Source organism: Pseudomonas sp. NFX5, assembly GCF_049132125.1.
In the GTDB taxonomy this organism is placed as follows: Bacteria; Pseudomonadota; Gammaproteobacteria; order Pseudomonadales; family Pseudomonadaceae; genus Aquipseudomonas; species Aquipseudomonas marginalis.
Genome location: NZ_JAFMZG010000017.1, coordinates 1 through 18,980, shown reverse-complemented (window position 1 = coordinate 18,980; position 18,980 = coordinate 1). Strand labels below are relative to the sequence as shown.

General features: G+C 61.4%; 19 protein-coding genes. 11 read left to right on the top strand and 8 right to left on the bottom strand.

Features of this window, described 5'->3' with window-relative positions; genetic code table 11:
• Positions 1-9: 9 nt before the first annotated feature.
• On the bottom strand, positions 10-1,197 hold the full coding sequence (locus tag J1N02_RS11215) for a murein transglycosylase A (protein ID WP_421147357.1): 1,188 nt from the start codon (positions 1,195-1,197) through the stop codon (positions 10-12).
• Between the two features lie 128 nt (positions 1,198-1,325).
• Between J1N02_RS11215 and J1N02_RS11210 the strand changes: the two genes are divergently transcribed.
• Complete coding sequence (locus tag J1N02_RS11210) at positions 1,326-1,775, top strand: c-type cytochrome (protein WP_092355635.1); 450 nt, start codon at positions 1,326-1,328, stop codon at positions 1,773-1,775.
• Between the two features lie 6 nt (positions 1,776-1,781).
• On the opposite strand, the gene J1N02_RS11205 is transcribed toward J1N02_RS11210, so the two are convergent.
• The 5 genes from J1N02_RS11205 to J1N02_RS11185 form a co-directional block, all read right to left on the bottom strand.
• On the bottom strand, positions 1,782-2,177 hold the full coding sequence (locus J1N02_RS11205; RefSeq protein ID WP_027606045.1) for a DUF1090 domain-containing protein: 396 nt from the start codon (positions 2,175-2,177) through the stop codon (positions 1,782-1,784).
• Positions 2,178-2,243: 66 nt separating this feature from the next.
• A complete protein-coding gene (gene ligB, locus J1N02_RS11200; protein ID WP_421147356.1) occupies positions 2,244-3,905 on the bottom strand; it encodes an NAD-dependent DNA ligase LigB in 1,662 nt (553 codons plus the stop codon).
• Between the two features lie 95 nt (positions 3,906-4,000).
• On the bottom strand, positions 4,001-4,351 hold the full coding sequence (locus J1N02_RS11195; RefSeq protein ID WP_027606043.1) for a hypothetical protein: 351 nt from the start codon (positions 4,349-4,351) through the stop codon (positions 4,001-4,003).
• A 213-nt stretch (positions 4,352-4,564) separates the two neighbouring features.
• A complete protein-coding gene (gene metK, locus J1N02_RS11190) occupies positions 4,565-5,755 on the bottom strand; it encodes a methionine adenosyltransferase (RefSeq protein WP_092355630.1) in 1,191 nt (396 codons plus the stop codon).
• 19 nt (positions 5,756-5,774) lie between these two features.
• Entirely contained in the window at positions 5,775-6,770 is a 996-nt protein-coding gene (locus J1N02_RS11185; RefSeq protein WP_027606041.1) for an ArsR/SmtB family transcription factor, read from the bottom strand.
• 272 nt (positions 6,771-7,042) lie between these two features.
• Here J1N02_RS11185 and tkt point away from each other — a divergent pair, with 272 nt between their 5' ends.
• The 6 genes from tkt to fba all read left to right on the top strand — a co-directional run bounded on the left by tkt (position 7,043) and on the right by fba (position 13,365).
• On the top strand, positions 7,043-9,040 hold the full coding sequence (tkt, locus tag J1N02_RS11180; RefSeq protein ID WP_027606040.1) for a transketolase: 1,998 nt from the start codon (positions 7,043-7,045) through the stop codon (positions 9,038-9,040).
• A 138-nt stretch (positions 9,041-9,178) separates the two neighbouring features.
• The gene (gene epd, locus J1N02_RS11175; RefSeq protein ID WP_027606039.1) at positions 9,179-10,234 is read left to right on the top strand and encodes an erythrose-4-phosphate dehydrogenase; all 1,056 of its coding nucleotides are present in this window, start codon (positions 9,179-9,181) and stop codon (positions 10,232-10,234) included.
• Positions 10,235-10,251: 17 nt separating this feature from the next.
• Positions 10,252-11,415, top strand: coding sequence for a phosphoglycerate kinase (locus J1N02_RS11170; RefSeq protein ID WP_027606038.1), 1,164 nt, complete (start codon positions 10,252-10,254; stop codon positions 11,413-11,415).
• A gap of 29 nt (positions 11,416-11,444) precedes the next feature.
• A complete protein-coding gene (locus J1N02_RS11165) occupies positions 11,445-11,672 on the top strand; it encodes a hypothetical protein (protein WP_027606037.1) in 228 nt (75 codons plus the stop codon).
• A gap of 60 nt (positions 11,673-11,732) precedes the next feature.
• On the top strand, positions 11,733-12,065 hold the full coding sequence (locus tag J1N02_RS11160; protein WP_027606036.1) for an MliC family protein: 333 nt from the start codon (positions 11,733-11,735) through the stop codon (positions 12,063-12,065).
• Between the two features lie 235 nt (positions 12,066-12,300).
• Entirely contained in the window at positions 12,301-13,365 is a 1,065-nt protein-coding gene (gene fba, locus J1N02_RS11155) for a class II fructose-bisphosphate aldolase (protein ID WP_003177554.1), read from the top strand.
• A gap of 106 nt (positions 13,366-13,471) precedes the next feature.
• On the opposite strand, the gene J1N02_RS11150 is transcribed toward fba, so the two are convergent.
• Positions 13,472-14,137, bottom strand: coding sequence for a polysaccharide lyase family 7 protein (locus J1N02_RS11150; RefSeq protein ID WP_027606035.1), 666 nt, complete (start codon positions 14,135-14,137; stop codon positions 13,472-13,474).
• 308 nt (positions 14,138-14,445) lie between these two features.
• On the opposite strand from J1N02_RS11150, the gene J1N02_RS11145 reads away from it, so the two are divergent.
• Genes J1N02_RS11145 through J1N02_RS11135 form a run of 3 tightly spaced genes read left to right on the top strand, consistent with a single transcriptional unit; the run spans position 14,446 to position 17,411 of the window.
• Positions 14,446-16,551, top strand: coding sequence for a putative bifunctional diguanylate cyclase/phosphodiesterase (locus tag J1N02_RS11145; protein ID WP_027606034.1), 2,106 nt, complete (start codon positions 14,446-14,448; stop codon positions 16,549-16,551).
• Between the two features lie 43 nt (positions 16,552-16,594).
• On the top strand, positions 16,595-17,095 hold the full coding sequence (locus tag J1N02_RS11140; protein ID WP_027606033.1) for a M48 family metallopeptidase: 501 nt from the start codon (positions 16,595-16,597) through the stop codon (positions 17,093-17,095).
• Positions 17,096-17,114: 19 nt separating this feature from the next.
• On the top strand, positions 17,115-17,411 hold the full coding sequence (locus tag J1N02_RS11135; protein WP_027606032.1) for a winged helix-turn-helix domain-containing protein: 297 nt from the start codon (positions 17,115-17,117) through the stop codon (positions 17,409-17,411).
• Between the two features lie 39 nt (positions 17,412-17,450).
• Here J1N02_RS11135 and J1N02_RS11130 read toward each other — a convergent pair whose 3' ends face one another.
• Positions 17,451-17,903 carry a GNAT family N-acetyltransferase gene (locus J1N02_RS11130; protein ID WP_027606031.1) on the bottom strand — a complete coding sequence of 151 codons (453 nt, stop codon included), beginning with the start codon at positions 17,901-17,903 and terminating at the stop codon, positions 17,451-17,453.
• A gap of 200 nt (positions 17,904-18,103) precedes the next feature.
• Between J1N02_RS11130 and J1N02_RS11125 the strand changes: the two genes are divergently transcribed.
• Complete coding sequence (locus tag J1N02_RS11125; RefSeq protein WP_027606030.1) at positions 18,104-18,841, top strand: substrate-binding periplasmic protein; 738 nt, start codon at positions 18,104-18,106, stop codon at positions 18,839-18,841.
• The last annotated feature ends 139 nt before the right edge of the window (positions 18,842-18,980 follow it).

Below are 18,980 nucleotides of genomic sequence, written 5' to 3'. Positions count from 1 at the left end.
ACATTTGAACTAGAGCGTCTCCGGCACCTGCGGCAACGCCGCGCCCTTGGGCCACAGCATCCAGATCTGCCCTTGCTGCTTCATATTTCCCGCCAGCTCTCCGGCAGCGTCACCCGTGCCCCAGAACAAATCCGCGCGCACTTCTCCGGTGATTGCACCGCCGGTGTCCTGCGCGGCGACCGGGCGTGCCAATGGCGAGCCGTCGGGCTTGGTAGTCGACAGCCACAACAGGCTGCCCAACGGAATCACCTTGCGATCCACCGCTACGCTGTAGCCGGCGGTCAACGGCACATTCAGCGAACCGCGCGGGCCTTCATTACTGTCGGGGCGAGCGCTGAAGAATACGTAGCTGGGATTGCTGGCCAGCAGTTCCGGGATGCGCTCCGGGTGCGCCTTGGCCCAAGCGCTGATGGCGCCCATGGTCACGTCTTCTTTCTTCAGTTCGCCTTGCTCCACCAGCCAACGGCCGATAGGGCGATAGGGGTAGCCGTTCTGGTCGCCGTAACCGACGCGTAGCTGGCGACCGCCCTTGAGTTGAATGCGCCCCGAGCCCTGGATCTGCAGGAATTGCAGGTCCATCGGGTTGGTCAGCCAGGCAATCGGCTTGGCGGTGGAGCCCTGGCCGTTGATGGCGCTGGCATCGTCATAGGGCTTGAGCACGCGCCCTTCGAGGCGGCCGCGCAGGCGCTTGCCCTTGAGTTCCGGGTAGATGCTTTCCAGATTGACGATGATCAGGTCATCCGGTACGCCATACACGGGAACATGGGCGGCGGCGGTCTTGGTCAGGCTGCCGGGGTAGACCGGCTCGTAGTAGCCGGTGATCAAGCCGTTGGGGGTGTTGTCAGCCGAACGCAGGCCGAACACGTCCAGGCGCTCCTCGAGAAAACCGCGCACCGCCACGGCATCGGCTGGCACGGGACCCGCTGCTGCGCAGGTGGCCCCCCATATAGGGTCGGCCTTGAGGCGTTGGCAGGCGCTGCGCCAGGATTCGAAGCCGGCCAGCAGGTCGCTGTCGGACACGGCGGGCAACGCCTCCCAGGGAGCGCTTACATAGGTGGCGACGGCGTGGGGCTTGGCAGCTTCTTCTTTAGCTGTGTCTTTACCGCTGTCCTTGCCCGCGTCACAGCCTGCCAGCAGTGCAATCATCGGCAGAGCCCATGCCAGACGGCGGCTCAAGTGTTTCAATGTGAGATTCATACAAACGGTTCCTGAAGCGATTGCCCGCGCCTTAGCGCCTGTGGACAACCCTTATTATTAATAGGGCTATTGGTCTTTACGGGCAGGGCGAGGATACTGGCCGCCGTTTCCCGTGACCCTGAGCCGCCATGACTTTTAAAAAAATGACGCTTGTGCTGTTGGCCTGCCTGGCACTGTCCGCCTGCGGCGGCGTCGATCCGAATTCGCCCCTGGGCCAGCGCAAGGCGATCTTCAAGCAAATGCTCAAGACCGCTGAAGACCTGGGCGGCATGTTGCGCGGGCGCATTGCCTTCGATGGCGCGAAATTCGCCGAGGGCGCGGTCAAGCTCGATGCGCTGTCCCATGAACCGTGGAAACACTTTCCGAGTGTGCGCGAGGAGGATCACACCAGCGCCAAGGACGACGTGTGGCAAAAACAGGCGCAGTTCCAGCAACTGGCCCGCGATCTGGAAGCGGCCACCGGTGAGTTGGTGATCGCCAGCCAGGTGCAGCCCTACAAGGCCAGCAACCTTACGCCTGCCGTGCAGAAAGTCGAAGATGCCTGCAGTGCCTGCCATAAACAATTTCGCGACCACTGACCGGTTTTACTGGTCGAGTTCTTCCACGGCGTCCTGCAGTTCCTTGCGTGACTCGGCGAGTTTGTCCTTGCGCTTGTTGATCTTGTCCGCGTCGCCTTTTTTCATCGCCTTGTCGAGGTCGGCCTGACGGCGGCTGACCTCGTGCTTGGCGTCGAGTACCTTGTTTTCGCGCTCCTTCCTCAAGGCGGCATCCGTGCAGTTGGCGGTGACTTCGCTCAGGGCTTTTTCCAGGCCGGCTTGCTGGTCGCTGTTGCCGTGGGCCTTGGCCTGTTCGAGCTGGGTGCTGATGGCCTGGCGCTTGGCGGCACAGCCGGTGAGTGGAGTGGCTTCTTCGGCGGCGAGCAGTGGCGTGGCCATGAAGCTTGCGACGGTCAACAGGGCAAAAGGGGCGAGGAATTTCATGTGGAGCTCCGGGGTCGCAAATAGCAGGGTGAATTCTGCTGTGATTTAAAGGTGGCTGGGTCTGGTTCAAAACCCGTCTATTCCGGCCACACGTAATGTTTCAGCCAATGTCTGTACGTGTGGGTCGCGAAAAAAAGCGCTCAGTTGCGCTGCGCGACCCGGGCCGATGCCATCGATGGCCAGCCAGGCCTGGGTGTCTCTGGCGACCAGCGTCTGCCAGTTGCCCTCCAGGTTGCCGCGTGCCGCAGGCGGTACACCCAAGGCCTTGAGCCATTGTGCGAAGGGGCGTTGCCGAGCGCTGTGAAGGCTGTCGAGCAGCCGCGTGCGGCTGCGCTCACCGAAGCCATCAATGTTAGCAAGCTCTGCCGCATCCAGGGTTAACCAATCGAGAAAGCCTGCGATTAGACCGGCCTGGATCAATATGTTCCACGTCTCGTGGCCTATGTGTGGCAATGCCAGGCCCTGGTTGCCGCTCAGCCAGGTAAGGCGTGCGAGCAGCTGTTCTTCGCAGCCGGGGTCCAGCTGCCAGCAACTCAAGGCGTGAAAGTCCCGAGGGTCGGGCATTGGCAGCTCGACCCTGGTGGTATTGCGCAGGATCACCTGGTCCAGCCGAGGGATCACTTGGCCAGCCAGGCTGATGGACACCTGGTCGCCCGGGCGAATATCCAGGGCCTGCCAGCGCTTCAAGGAGCCGGCGCTGACCCGGCTGATCCGGCGGTCGTCCAGGCGCACCGGCTCCAGTTCCAGAATGGGGGTGATGCGTCCGGTGCGGCCGATCTTGAATTGCACCTGGCGTACCAGGGCCAGGGCCTGGGAGGCGGGGTACTTCCAGGCGACCGCCCAATAAGGCGCACTGGCCTGCCAGCGTTCAGCGGGTGCGCGCTGCGCCTGGTGCAGCACCACGCCGTCACTGGCAAAGGGCAGGGGGTGGTTGTACCAATAGGTGCGCCAATGTGCTGCTTCGATGATGTCCTGGACCGGCTGGCTATAGCGCTGGCTGTCGGTGAACCCCCAGCGTGCCAGGGTGGCGAGGCGTTCGGTAAAGTCTGCGGGGCCATTCGGCCAGGCCCAGACAAACAGGCCGATGCCGGGCGCGTCGGTGTCGCTCAACTGCCGACGGTTCATCATCCCGGCCACCTTGCTGCGCGCGTTGAGCCCGCCGCGTGCCGATTGCACATGCTCGTCGAGGCGCCAATAAAGTTCGCCTTGCAGCACCAGGTCGATGGGTTCCGGCAGTTGCTGGACAATGCCGGGGATCTTGCGCGCGGAGGCCGACCAGTCCTGGCCCAGCTTGCCATCGCCACGGCTGATCAGCTGTTTCAACCGCCCCTGGCGGTACACCAGGGTCACCGCAACGCCGTCCACCTTGGGTTGGATCCATACATCCCGGCGCGTGCCCAGCCAGGCGCCCACGGCTTGCTCATCCAGGCGCTTTTCCAGGCCGGTATGGGCGACCGGGTGCGGCAAGGTGCCCCGTGAACTGGCCAGCGGATCATCAGGCGCGGTGGGGTTGGGGACGCACTGGCGCCAGTGGGCCAGGCGCTGGCGAGCCTGGTCGTAGAGTTCATCACTGACGGGGGATTGGCCGAGGCGGTGGTAACTGTCGTCCCACAGGCGGATTTGTTCGGCCAGGGTGTCGACCTGGGCCCGGGCATCATCAGGGCAGTTTTCAGCCCAGGCCGAAAAGGGTAGAGCGCTGAGTAGCAGAACAATCAGTAAACGCATCATGAGCATCCTTGCTCGGAAGGGGCGCCCAGCCTAAATGATCCGTTCACCCACAAAAAAGCCCCGACGCTGCGGGGCTTTTTACCGGGTGTTTCGGCTTACTTGAACAGGCCGCCCAGCGCTTTCACGGCATCAGGCTTATCAGCCTTGGCTTCCTGGGTTTGCTGCTTGGCGTCGGCTTTGGCCTGGGCTTCGGAGAGTTTGTCACAACCTTTGTTGATCTGGTCCTGCGCTGCTTTGAAGGCCTTCACTTTCAAGCTGTCTTTGCTGGCTTCGGCCGCATCGATCTTGGTTTGCAGGTCTGCGGATTGCTTTTGGCAGTCGCCGGAATTGCCGACACCCAGCTGGGAGCCCAGGGCGCCACTCAGTGCGCTCAGGTCGGCGGCGTGGGCCGGCAGGGCGAACAGGCTGAGCAGAAGGGCGGCAGGGGCGAGCGTGGAGATGCGCATGAAAAACCTCAATGTTCGATTGCCTGCGCACTTATGAATCCCGGGCGGGTGCAGGGCAATATCCAAAATAAGGTGAAGGCCCGAGAGGGCGCGGATTCTAGAGGGCCATTATTGTGCCTGCAAGCTTTGGATCCAAAAAATGTGAAGGCGCTCCCGCAGGCAATAAAAAGCCCCGCCGGGCAAACCCGGCGAGGCTTTATGTACCGTGTGCGATTACAGGCCGGCGGCAGTGCGCAGGTCGTTGGCGCGGTCGGTTTTTTCCCAGGTAAAGGTGGTGAAGGTGTCGTCGCCGACGGTCTTCTGCGCAGGGGTACGACCGAAGTGGCCGTAGGCTGCGGTTTCCTGGTACATCGGGTGCAGCAGGTCGAGCATGGTGGTGATCGCGTAAGGGCGCAGGTCGAAGATCTCGCGCACCAGCTTGACGATCTTGTCATCGCTGATCTTGCCGGTGCCGAAGGTATTCAGCGAGATCGACGTAGGCTGGGCCACGCCGATGGCGTAGGACACCTGAATCTCGCAACGCTCGGCGAGGCCGGCAGCAACGATGTTCTTGGCCACGTAGCGACCGGCGTAGGCAGCGGAGCGGTCAACCTTGGATGGATCCTTGCCGGAGAACGCGCCACCGCCGTGACGGGCCATGCCGCCGTAGCTGTCGACGATGATCTTGCGACCGGTCAGGCCGCAGTCACCGACCGGGCCGCCAATGATGAACTGGCCGGTCGGGTTGATGTGGAACTGGGTGTCCTTGCTCAGCAGTTCGGCCGGCAGCACGTGCTTGACGATCAGCTCCATCACGCCTTCGCGCAGGTCGGCGTAGGAAACGTCCGGGTTGTGCTGGGTCGACAGTACGACCGCGTCAATGCCGACCACCTTGCCGCCTTCGTAGCGGCAGGTCACCTGGGACTTGGCGTCCGGGCGCAGCCAAGGCAGCACGCCGGATTTACGCGCTTCGGCCTGGCGTTGCACGAGCTGGTGCGAGAAGGTGATCGGTGCCGGCATCAGCACCTCGGTTTCGTTGCTGGCGTAGCCGAACATCAGGCCCTGGTCGCCGGCGCCCTGGTCTTCCGGCTTGGCACGGTCGACGCCCTGGTTGATGTCGGGCGACTGCTTGCCGATGATGTTCATCACGCCGCAGGTCGCACCGTCGAAACCGACGTCGGAGCTGTTGTAGCCGATGTCGGTGATCACGTCACGAACGATCTGCTCCAGGTCAACCCAGGCGGTAGTGGTCACTTCGCCGGCGATGATCGCTACACCGGTTTTCACCAGGGTCTCGCACGCCACACGGGCGAACTTGTCTTCAGCGATGATGGCGTCCAGCACCGCATCAGAAATCTGGTCGGCGATTTTGTCCGGATGCCCTTCAGACACGGACTCGGAGGTGAAAAGGGAGTATTCGCTCATCTCGATGTTTTCCTGATATTTACCGATGGTGAGTGTCGCCAGTCGGTCGCTGAAAGTGGCGGACCTGGATCTGGAAACCATTACGTAAACCTACATAGAGGCTTTCCCCGGGAACGAGTCCCGCAGCGGTGGCCCAACGGGCCAGATCGTCCTGTTCAAAACCCAACCAGAGATCACCGCAGGCCTCCCTGGCCCAATTCTGGTTGTGGCTGCATAAATCCGTAACCAACAGGCTACCGCCGGGGTGCAGCAACCCGGCCATTTGCTTTAAAGCGTCGGCGGGGGCGGCGAAATGGTGCAAGACCATGTTCAGCACCACGCAGTCGGCCTTGATCGTTGTGCTGCTCAGGGCGTCAGCCAACTGCAGGCTGACATTGCCCAATGCCTCGCGCTCACAGAGCTGGCGTGCCAGTTCGAGCATCGCCGGGCTGTTGTCCAGCGCCGTGACCTGCCGAAAGCGGCGGGCCAGTTCCGGCAGGAAGCCGCCATCTCCAGGCCCGACTTCCAGCGCCGTCGCTTCTTCACTGAAGCTCAGCTTGTCCAGCAGCGCCAGTACGCTGTCGCGGTATTGGGCCAGGCCTGCGATCAAGTCCTGCTGGGCGCGAAATTTTTCGGCAACCCGTGCAAAAAAGTCCTGGCTCGCGGCGGCACGTTGCCCATGGACCTGGCCGATGCGTGACTGCACGTCATGGGGCAGGCTCAGGCTGTCCACTTCCTCAAGCAGGGCCGCGTGCAACTTGCCGCCGAGCAGGTCGGCGTGGGGCAGGGCGCGGCGGTAGAAAATCGCATTGCCTTCGCGGCGGGTGGCGACCAGGTCGGCCTGGGCCAGCACCTTCAGATGGTGGCTCATGCCCGACTGGCCGATGGCGAAGATCTGTGCCAGTTCCAGCACGCCGAATGAATCGTTGGTCAGTGCGCGCAATACGTTCAGACGCAATGGGTCGCCAGCGGCCTTGCACAAGGCTGCCAGCTCTTCGCCGTCGTCAGGACGCAGGGTGGGCACGGGTAGGTTCATAAGGCCAGCAGTCTAGTGACGGGTGAGTATCCCCGCAAGGCCAATATCAAAAAGTTTTGATATTGGTCGATAAGTGGCGGTTATAAGCAGCCGCTATAACCTTTAGACGAAGCGGTTAAAGGTTTCTGCAAGCGATTGCCGCCCAAAGCACAGGAAAAACACCTGCAAGTGACTATCTGTCATTGCCCGCAGGCGGTGGCTGAGGGAAAATGCCGATCCTTTTTTCCGTTTCTTTTAATCATTCACTCTTCAAAATCCTCAGGAGAACAGCGATGCCCAGCCGTCGTGAGCGTGCCAACGCCATTCGTGCCCTCAGCATGGATGCCGTGCAAAAAGCCAACAGCGGCCATCCCGGTGCCCCGATGGGCATGGCGGATATCGCCGAGGTACTTTGGCGTGATTACCTGAAGCACAACCCGAGCAACCCGTCGTTCGCCGACCGTGACCGCTTCGTGCTGTCCAACGGCCACGGCTCGATGCTGATCTACTCGCTGCTGCACCTGACCGGCTACGACGTCACCATCGATGACCTCAAGAGCTTCCGCCAGTTGCACAGCCGCACCCCGGGTCACCCTGAATTCGGCTACACCCCAGGCGTCGAGACCACCACCGGTCCCCTGGGCCAAGGCCTGGCCAACGCCGTAGGCTTCGCGCTGGCTGAAAAAGTCCTGGGCGCGCAGTTCAACCGCCCTGGCCACGACATCGTCGATCACCACACCTATGTGTTCCTGGGTGATGGCTGCATGATGGAAGGCATTTCCCACGAAGTCGCGTCCCTGGCCGGTACCCTGGGCCTGGGCAAGCTGATCGCCTTCTACGATGACAACGGTATCTCCATCGACGGCGAAGTCGAAGGCTGGTTCACCGATGACACCCCCAAGCGTTTCGAAGCCTACAACTGGCAGGTAATCCGCAATGTCGACGGCCACGATCCGGAAGAGATCAAGACTGCCATCGACACCGCCCGCAAGAGCGCGCAGCCGACCCTGATCTGCTGCAAGACCACCATCGGCTTCGGCTCGCCGAACAAGCAAGGCAAGGAAGACTGCCACGGCGCCCCATTGGGTGACGCTGAGATCGCCCTGACCCGCGAAGCGCTGAAGTGGAACCACGGCCCGTTCGAAATCCCGGCCGACATCTACGCCGAATGGGATGCCAAGGAAAAAGGCCTGGCCACCGAAGCCGAGTGGGATCAGCGTTTCGCTGCCTACTCCGCCGAATTCCCTGAGCTGGCCAATGAACTGGTGCGTCGCCTGGCCGGTGACCTGCCTGCCGACTTCGCGGAAAAAGCCTCGGCCTACATTGCCGAAGTCGCGGCCAAGGGCGAGACCATCGCCAGCCGTAAAGCCAGCCAGAACACCCTGAACGCCTTTGGCCCGCTGCTGCCTGAGTTCCTCGGTGGTTCGGCCGACCTGGCCGGTTCCAACCTGACCCTGTGGAAAGGCTGCAAAGGTGTCTCGGCCGAAGACGCCAGCGGCAACTACATGTACTACGGCGTGCGCGAATTCGGCATGAGCGCCATCATGAACGGCGTGTCCCTGCACGGCGGCCTGGTGCCTTACGGCGCGACCTTCCTGATGTTCATGGAGTACGCGCGCAATGCCGTACGTATGGCTGCGCTGATGAAGAAGCGCGTGATCCATGTGTACACCCATGACTCCATCGGCCTCGGCGAAGACGGCCCGACGCACCAGCCGGTCGAACAACTGACCAGCCTGCGTACCACGCCGAACCTGGATTGCTGGCGCCCAGCCGACGCGGTGGAATCCGCGGTGGCCTGGAAGCACGCGATCGAGCGCAAGGACGGCCCTTCGGCGCTGATCTTCTCCCGTCAGAACCTGCAACACCAGGTGCGTACCGACGCGCAGATCGCCGACATCAGCCGTGGCGGCTACGTGCTCAAGGACTGCATCGGCGAGCCGGAGCTGATTTTGATCTCCACCGGTTCCGAAGTGGGCCTGACCGTTCAGGCGTACGACAAGCTGACTGCCCAAGGCCGTAACGTGCGCGTTGTGTCCATGCCGTGCACCAGCGTGTTCGAGGCCCAGGACGCCGGCTACAAGCAATCGGTGCTGCCGTTGCAGGTCAGCGCGCGTATCGCCATCGAAGCGGCGCACGCCGACTACTGGTACAAGTACGTGGGCCTGGAAGGCCGCGTGATCGGCATGACCACCTACGGTGAGTCGGCGCCGGCGCCAGCGTTGTTCGAAGAGTTCGGTTTCACCCTGGAAAACATCCTGGGTCAGGCTGAAGAGCTGCTGGAAGACTAAGTCAGTCTGCGTTGTCTGTACTGGCGCTATCGCGGGCAAGCCCGCTCCCACATTTGGATCGCGGTCTGATGTGGGAGCGGGCTTGCCCGCGATAGCGTCAGAACATTCAACACCGAACTAACCTTGATCGAGAACCCCATGCCCCAACCGCGTCCCTACAAAGTTGCACTCAACGGCTACGGCCGCATTGGTCGTTGCGTCTTGCGTGCTCTGTTCGAGCGAGGGGCGGCAGCCGGGTTTGAAATTGTCGCGATCAACGACCTGGCCGACATGGCCAGCATCGAATACCTGACACGCTTTGATTCCACCCACGGCCGCTTTCCCGGCGAAGTGCGGGTCGAAGGCGATTGTCTGCATATCAACGGCGACTGCGTGAAAGTGTTGCGCAGCGCCACACCCGAGGGCATCGACTGGGCGGCGCTGGGCGTCGACCTGGTGTTGGAATGCTCCGGTGCCTATCACACCCGTGCCGATGGCCAGCGTTTCCTCGACGCCGGCGCACCGCGTGTGCTGTTTTCCCAGCCGATGGCCAGCGAGGCGGATGTCGATGCCACCATCGTCTACGGCATCAACCAGGATTGCCTGACCGGCAGTGAGCTGCTGGTGTCCAACGCCTCCTGCACCACCAACTGCAGCGTGCCGCTGTTGCGCCTGCTGGATCAGGCGATCGGCCTGGACTACGTGTCGATCACCACCATCCACTCGGCGATGAACGACCAGCCGGTGATCGACGCCTATCACCATGAAGACCTGCGCCGCACGCGCTCGGCGTTCCAATCGGTAATTCCGGTATCCACCGGTCTGGCGCGCGGCATCGAACGCCTGCTGCCGGAACTTGCCGGGCGAATCCAGGCCAAAGCCGTACGGGTGCCGACGGTGAACGTGTCCTGCCTGGACATCACCATGCAAACCGTCAGCGACACGGATGCGACGGAGGTCAACCGGATCCTGCGCGACGCCGCCACCAGCGGCCCGCTCAAAGGCTTGCTGGCCTACACCGAGTTGCCCCACGCCAGTTGTGATTTCAACCATGACCCGCATTCGGCGATTGTCGATGCCAGCCAGACCCGCGTTTCCGGCCCGAGGCTGGTGAACATCCTGGCCTGGTTCGACAACGAATGGGGCTTTGCCAACCGAATGCTGGATGTTGCGGAACATTATCTGCATATCGCCTCTAAACAACCTCAACAGTAATTCAGGAACTGCCACCCATGACCGTGTTGAAGATGACCGACCTCGATCTGCAAGGTAAGCGCGTACTGATTCGCGAAGACCTCAACGTCCCCGTCAAGGACGGTGTTGTCACCAGCGATGCGCGAATCCTGGCCTCGCTGCCGACCATCAAGCTGGCCCTGGAAAAAGGCGCGGCCGTGATGGTCTGCTCCCACCTGGGTCGCCCGACCGAAGGTGAGTTCTCCGCCGAAAACAGCCTCAAGCCGGTAGCCGACTACCTGAGCAAGGCCCTGGGCCGTGATGTGCCGCTGGTGGCTGACTACCTGGGCGGTGTCGACGTTAAGCCTGGCGACATCGTGCTGTTCGAAAACGTGCGCTTCAACAAAGGCGAGAAAAAGAACAGCGACGAACTGGCCCAGCAATACGCCGCCCTGTGCGACGTGTTCGTGATGGACGCGTTCGGCACCGCCCACCGTGCCGAGGGTTCGACCCACGGCGTGGCCAAGTTCGCCAAGGTGGCGGCTGCCGGCCCATTGCTGGCGGCTGAACTGGAGGCATTGGGCAAGGCCCTGGGCGCTCCGGCCCAACCGATGGCTGCCATCGTTGCCGGCTCCAAGGTGTCCACCAAGTTGGACGTGCTCAACAGCCTGAGCCAGATCTGCAACCAGTTGATCGTTGGCGGTGGCATTGCCAATACCTTCCTGGCGGCAGCAGGCCACCCGGTGGGCAAATCCCTGTACGAGCCGGACCTGCTCGACACCGCCCGTGCCATCGCCGCCAAGGTCAGCGTGCCGTTGCCGGTGGACGTGGTGGTTGCCAAGGAGTTCGCTGAAACCGCCGAAGCCACCGTCAAGCTCATCGCCGACGTGGCCGCCGACGACATGATCCTGGACATCGGCCCGCAAACTGCAGCCAATTTTGCAGAACTGCTGAAAGCCTCCCAGACCATCCTGTGGAACGGTCCGGTCGGCGTGTTCGAGTTCGACCAGTTCGGCAACGGCACCAAAGTGCTGGCCAAGGCCATCGCAGACAGCTCGGCATTCTCCATCGCCGGCGGCGGCGACACCCTGGCGGCCATCGATAAATATGGCGTTGCCGACCAGATCTCCTACATTTCTACCGGTGGCGGCGCATTCCTCGAATTCGTCGAAGGCAAAGTCCTGCCCGCCGTTGAAGTGCTGGAAACCCGAGCCAAAGGCTAAGGCTCCTGATCCGGAAAAGGAGTGTTCCCATGATCAAGTCGTTGGCAATGGTGATCGCAGCGGGCCTGTTGGCCGGCTGCGGCAGCACGCCAAGCGCAGCGCCGGCGGCAGGCAAACCTGCCACGGAGCAGAAAAAAAGCTGCTATCAGGCTGACTGGCAAGCCGAGACCATGCCGGTAATCAACAAGCGCATCGGCAACGAACGGCTGGAGAAATACGACTCCGCGCCCAACGGTCAGGAACAGGGTTGCCCTTGACGGGTCTGATCAACTAACCGACGGCATCGGCGGCCTTTGGCCCCGCTGCGAGGATTGGCAATGAAAGGCGTTTTCGCCCTGGCAGCCCTGGCCCTATTGGCCGGTTGCAGCAGCATGAACATGTTCAACAAGGCAGAGCCGGAAGGTAAGTGGACCACCTGGACCTGCGACAGCAAGGCCGAGGTCAACTGGCGCTTCGCCAACCAGGCCCGCAGTGAGGTGGATGTACGCCTCGGCGGTTCCGACCAGGTTTATCGCCTCAAACAGGATGTGGCGGCTTCGGGCGTGCTGTACAGCAACGACCAGTTGGCGTTTCACACAAAAGGTGAGGAAGGCCTGGTTTACTGGGTTGCCACTGACGATTTGATCGGGCGGGGCTGCAAGGCCCAATAAGATTTCAACTTTGATGAGATCCAAATGTGGGAGGGGGCTTGCCCCCGATAGCGGTTTGTCAGCACCCCCATGTGCTGACTGAGGCACTGTCATCGGGGGCAAGCCCCCCTTCCACATCAGCAATAACGATTCAGCACGCCAGGCATGCAAAGCCTGACCTGCAATAACTTGAATAGCAGCCGCTGCTACGGCAGGCTTGCACGATTAACGACCCTCGACCGGGAGAGACAACACAATGGCACTTATCAGCATGCGTCAAATGCTGGACCACGCAGCCGAGTTCGGCTACGGCGTCCCAGCCTTTAACGTCAACAACCTTGAGCAGATGCGCGCCATCATGGAAGCCGCTGACAAGACCGACTCCCCAGTGATCGTCCAGGCTTCGGCCGGTGCGCGCAAATACGCCGGTGCCCCGTTCCTGCGTCACCTGATCCTCGCCGCGATCGAAGAATTCCCGCACATCCCGGTGTGCATGCACCAGGACCACGGCACCAGCCCTGACGTGTGCCAGCGTTCCATCCAACTGGGCTTCAGCTCGGTGATGATGGACGGCTCCCTCGGCGAAGACGGCAAGACCCCGACCGACTACGAGTACAACGTACGCGTAACCCAACAAACCGTGGCCATGGCCCACGCCTGCGGCGTTTCGGTTGAAGGCGAACTGGGTTGCCTGGGCTCCCTGGAAACCGGCATGGCCGGTGAAGAAGACGGCATCGGCGCCGAAGGCGTGCTGGATCACAGCCAGATGCTGACCGACCCGGAAGAAGCCGCCGACTTCGTCAAGAAGACCCAAGTGGACGCCCTGGCGATCGCTATCGGCACCAGCCACGGCGCCTACAAGTTCACCAAGCCACCGACCGGCGACGTACTGGCCATCGACCGCATCAAGGAAATCCACAAGCGCATCCCTAACACCCACCTGGTGATGCACGGTTCTTCCTCGGTCCCGCAGGAATGGCTGGCGATCATCAACCAGTACGGCGGCGACATCAAAGAAACCTACGGCGTACCGGTTGAAGAAATCGTCGAAGGCATCAAGTACGGCGTGCGCAAGGTCAACATCGACACCGACCTGCGCCTGGCGTCCACCGGCGCGATGCGCCGCCTGATGGCCACCAACCCGAGCGAGTTCGACCCGCGCAAGTTCTTCGGCGCGACTGTGACCGCGATGCGTGATGTGTGTATCGCTCGTTACGAAGCCTTCGGCACTGCGGGCAACGCTTCGAAGATCAAGCCGATCTCGTTGGAAGCGATGTACCAGCGTTATCTGAAAGGTGAGTTGAACGCTAAGGTGAATTGAGCCTCAGGCGTTAAAAAAGAAGCCCGCAGCGATGCGGGCTTTTTTTTGGCAGGAAATCAGTCTTGCGCCTATCGGGCATTGCCTGCTCGAATCGAGGCCGATCCGTTCACTCGTGATCAATATCCAACTTGGCAAACGTCACCTTCGCGCCTTCCTTGCTGTCCCCGCTGTTGTCCTGCACATATGCGCCCGCCTTGAAGTACAAGGGCTTGGCGGCCCACGCCGCACCAATGCGCTCGTTCCACTCACTGTCAGCGGCGTACACGCTGAGCAGGCCGGCCTTGTTGAGGTTGATCACGTAGGTGAAGCTTTTCTCCAGCGGCACATTGGACGCGACGATGATCACGCGGCTTTCATCTTCGTCCGGGCGCATGCGCACCTTGGCGACGATGTTGCCGGTCTGGGTCTTTTCCTTGAACTGGTATTCGAGCTTGATCAGCGGTTTCTGGCTGTCGTAGGCGTGGATCTGGCCGATGACGATCTTGCCGCTGGAGGGCACCTGGTTGACCGCCAGGGTGGCGCGCAGGAAGTTGTCGGCTTCGGGGTAGGTCCAGTTGCGCAGGCGGCCGTCGGCGTAGGTTTCGCGCAGTTCGCTGCGCGGGTACACGGCGTTTTCGGTGCGGGTGCCGGTGACGGGGGTCCAGAATTGCACGTTGCTGCCTTCGGCCTGGAAGTATTGGTCGTTGAAGCCGCTGAGTAGCTTTGGCGTGTCGATGGTCGCGGGGGGCGAGCCGACCGGAATGCTCAGGTTCCAAGTGGAGAGGTCGATCATGGCATTGGCCTTTTACAGGGGGTGAAGGCTTTGGCCCGGGGGCCTGACAGGTTCTTTATAGGCGGTGGTCAGCCAGTTGTTAAACACTTGCTGGCAATTTATTGGCGCCAAGGGAATGCCAAAAAGCCATGTTTCCCATGAACCGTGGGCTGTAGAGGTTGACCGTTAGTCGGCTGACTGAACTTTGGCGCAATGATGGCGTCCACGTCACTTCTGATTTTCAGGATCCGGGGCTAGAGTGAGGCCTCAATGTTTGTCCGGGTTTTCTCTCAGAAGTGACCGGAGTAGACCCAAGGAAGAGACCTAGCATGGAATGCGCTCCACCTCATGGCGATGGCAGTTCGGTTCTTCTGGTGGTCGATGACTACCCGGAAAATCTGATCAGCATGCGTGCGCTTCTGCAACGTGATGATTGGGTGGTGATCACCGCCGCGTCCGGGGTGGAAGCCCTCGAGTTGCTGCTGCAGCATGAGGTCGACCTGGTGCTGCTGGATGTGATGATGCCCGGCATGGACGGTTTCGAAGTCGCTCGCTTGATGCGCGGCAGCCAGCGCACGCGCATGACCCCGATCATCTTTCTGAGTGCCAACGCCCAATCCCCCGCCGCCGTGCTGGAAGGCTACGCCAGCGGCGCCATCGACTACCTGTTCAAGCCCTTCGACCCGCACATCCTCAAGCCCAAGGTCCAGGCGTTGCTGGAGCACCAGCGCAACCGCCGGGCCTTGCAGCGCCTGAGCCATGACCTGGAGTCCGCCCGGGCGTTCAATGCCTCGGTATTGGACAACGCCGCCGAGGGCATCCTGGTGGTGAGTGAAGAGGGCGTGATCGAATACGCCAATCCGGCGATTTCGCGCCTGCTCAATGCCACGATCCAGGAACTGCAAGGCCAGGACTTCCTGAGTTTCCTGCAAAAGCCCCATGTGCCCACATGGCCAGATTCGCAAATGTACGCCGACTACCGCCGCGGTGAAACCTGGCGCCTGCACGATGCGCTCCTGCGCACCAGCCGTGGCCAGCAAGTGCCGGTGGCGTTGTCCTGCGCGCCGCTGCCCGCAGAACAGAAGGCCATGGTGGTGACGGTGCTGGATATGTCCGAAGTGCGCCACCTGCACCAGCAGCTGGAATTCCAGGCCGTGACGGATCCGCTGACCGGGCTGTTGAACCGGCGCGGTTTCTACCAGGCGGTGGAAAACACCTTATCCCGCAGTGAGCGGACAGAGCAGTCCCTGGTGTTGCTGTACCTGGACCTTGACGGTTTCAAGCGGGTCAACGATTCCCTGGGCCATGATGCCGGCGACCGTGTATTGCGCTGGGTCTCGGAGCAATTGCAGGGTTGTCTGCGCTCCTACGACATTATCGGCCGCATGGGCGGCGATGAATTCACGGCGTTGCTGGAGCTGGAGTTTCCGGAGCAGGCGGCAAAGATCTCGGAAAAGCTGATCGAGCGAGTGTCGGTGTGCCAGCAGGTCGACGGTTTGGATGTGATGCTCGGCGTCAGCATCGGCATTGCCACCTTCCCGGATTGCGGCTCGGATTTGAGTGGGTTGCTGCGCGCGGCCGACATCGCCATGTACGAAGCCAAGCGCGCCGGCCGCCAGCAATATCGTTATTACGACCAGGAAATGAACGGTCGCGCCCGCTCGCGGTTGATGCTTGAAGACAGCGTGCGCACGGCGATTCAAAACAAGGATTTCACCCTGGTCTATCAGCCCCAGGTTTCGCTGGTGGATGGGCGTTTGCGCGGCGTTGAGGTGTTGTTGCGCTGGCGGCACCCCAGCGTCGGCGATGTGCCGCCGGGGCTGTTTTTACCCTTGCTGGAAGAGGCGCGGCTGATCAGTCAACTGAGCGCGTGGATCTATCAGCAGATCGCCGCCCAGCGCCAGGCGTGGCAAGCCGCGTTCGACGATGAATTGGTGCTGAGCGTGAGCCTGAGCAGCAGCCAGTTCAATATGCCTAACCTGGTGAACCAACTGCAGCAGATGCTGGAGCGCTATGGGCTGGAGGGGTACCAGTTGGAGGTGGAAATCAGCGAGGACTGCCTGATGAGTAACCTGGAAGAGGCCGCCAAGCAGCTCAAGTTGCTGCGCCGTATCGGGGTGCGTATCGCCCTGGATGACTTCGGTTCGGGGCAATGTTCCCTGGCGCATTTGCGCGACCTGGCCTTCGATACGCTCAAGCTTGATCCGCAATTGGTTGCGCGGCTGCCGGGCTCGGTGCGGGACGCGGCGATGGCGCGCAGTATTATCGAGCTGTGCAGGCATTTTGAGGTGGTCGTGGTGGCCGAGGGCGTGGAAACCCAGGAGCAGGCCCAGTGGCTCAAGGCCCAGGGTTGCCCGTTTATCCAGGGGCCGTGGGCGGCGCAGCCCCTGATGGCTGAAGAAGTGGTCGACTGGTCACGCGCCCGCGTGCGCTGAATTCGCTACACTGGCGCCCATCCGAATCCTGTTGCAGACCCCAATGACCGCGCTGAAATACCTCCAGGCCTACCCCGCTGCCCTCCAGGAGCAAGTGCGCCAACTGATCGCCAAGGACCAGTTGGGCGCCTACCTGGAACAGCGTTACCCCGACCGCCATGGGGTGCAGAGCGACAAAGCCCTGTACGCCTATGCCCAGGCCTTGAAGCAGGAACACCTGCGCAACGCGCCGGCCATCGACAAAGTGCTGTTCGATAACCGCCTGGACCTGACCCACCGCGCCCTGGGCCTGCACACCACGATTTCGCGGGTGCAGGGCGGCAACCTCAAATCCAAGAAAGAGATCCGCATTGCCTCGCTGTTCAAAGAGGCCGCGCCGCAATTCCTGCGCATGATCGTGGTTCACGAGCTGGCGCACTTCAAGGAATCGGACCACAACAAAGCGTTCTACAAACTCTGCGACTACATGATGCCCGGCTACCACCAGGTGGAATTCGACCTGCGGGTGTACCTCACGTATCGCGACCTGCAGGGCAAACCCTGACCGCACAAGGCGACCAACCATGGATGTGAGCAAGACCAAAAGCAGCTTCTACCGCCGGCTGTACGTGGCGTACCTGATCGACAGTGGGCTGGCCAGCAGCGTCCCGGCGCTGACCGAGGTCACCGGCATGCCCCGGCGCACCGCGCAGGACACGATTGCGGCGCTGGCGGATCTGGATATTGTGTGTGAGTTCGAGCAGGAGGATGGGGCCCGCAACCATGCCGGGCATTATCGGATTCGCGATTGGGGCGCGATTGATCGGGGGTGGATCGAGGTGAATCTCAGCCAGATCAAGCGGGTTTTGGATTACCCCTGAGTTCAGCGGTGGCGGGGCCGACGCTATCGGGAGCAAGCCTCAAGTACGCCGCATCCCGATATGCGGAATGTCATCCTCCAGGTATTCCTCACCCGCCACCACAAACCCATACCGCCCGTAATACCCCTGCAGATGGGCCTGGGCTGACAGGAAGATCGGCGTCTCAGGCCAGATATCGTCAATCTGCCTGAGGGTTTCTTCCATCATCTGGTGCCCCAGCCCGGTGCCCCGTGCAACCGGCGCCACGATCACGCGGCCGATCACCACGTCGCCGCCCTGGGACTCCGGATCCAGCAGCCGCAGGTAGGCCACCAGCTCGTCGTCTTTCCAGGCCATCAGGTGATGGGTATCGCCCGCCAGGTCTTGCCCGTCGATATCCTGGTAGACGCACTTCTGCTCGACAACAAAGACCTCGCCGCGCAAACGCAAAATGGCGTACAGCTGCTCCTTGCCAAGGTCGGTGTGATGTTTACAGACCCAATCGACTGTCATGGTGTGTTCTCGCTTGAATGTCTGTTCTGGATAGTAAGCGCAGCGGGCGACTCTGTCTAAATCGACTATTTTTGTGAATGAAATCAATTTGCCATCATTGAGTGCTCTCGACGTCCGTTTCTTTGTGTAATCTGAGCTAATGTTAGAACCTCAGGCCCTGCCTGAGCCAAGGCCACCGCCTGCCGCCAAGGATTTTGAGCATGCCGCGATTGTCTCGTGCCGTTGCTTTGATTGGAGTGTTGTTGCTGGCGACACCTGTGTTCGCACAGCGTCTGCGCCTGGTCGCGGATGCCTGGCCACCGTTTACCGATGCCACCTTGATCAACGGTGGCCTGGCCACCGATATAGTCACCACGGCCCTGGCCCGTGCGGGCTATGCCAGCGACTTCCAACAGGTGCCCTGGGCGCGGGCGCTGATGGGGGTGGGCGACGGGCGCTATGACGTGCTGGTCAACGCCTGGTACGACGAGGCCCGTACACAATTGGGGCAGTTTTCCGGCGAATACCTGCTCAATCGCGTACGTTTCATCAAGCGCCGTGACGATCCCATCGAGTTCCAGAACCTGGAGCAGTTGCACGACTATCCCATTGCCGTGGTGCGCGGTTATGCCTATTCAGCGGCGTTCGATGGGGATGGGCAGTTGCAGAAAGTGCCGGTGCATAACTTCGCCATGGCGGTGCGCATGCTGGCAGCGCAGCGGGTGCGGTTGACCGTGGAGGATGAGTATGTGGCGCGCTATTACTTGTCGCGCGAGTCGGTGCGGGTGCGCAATGCGGTGGAGTTTCTGCCCACACCGCTGAGCGAAAACAGCCTGCATATCCTGGTCAGCCTGAAGAACCCTGAGCATGCGCAGATCGTTGCCGGTTTTGACCGCGAGATTGCCAGGATGAAGGCGGATGGCAGTTATGAGCGGTTGATGAAGGCCCATGGCATGTAGGGCCTGTGCGGGCCTCATCGGGGTGTAGAACCGTAGACATCGTTTACATCTGAAACCGGGGACATCGTTTACACATTTGAGGCCTGGACGCGGGTCATACCTCGTCCAAGCCTCCCCAAGGGATAATCACACAGGTACA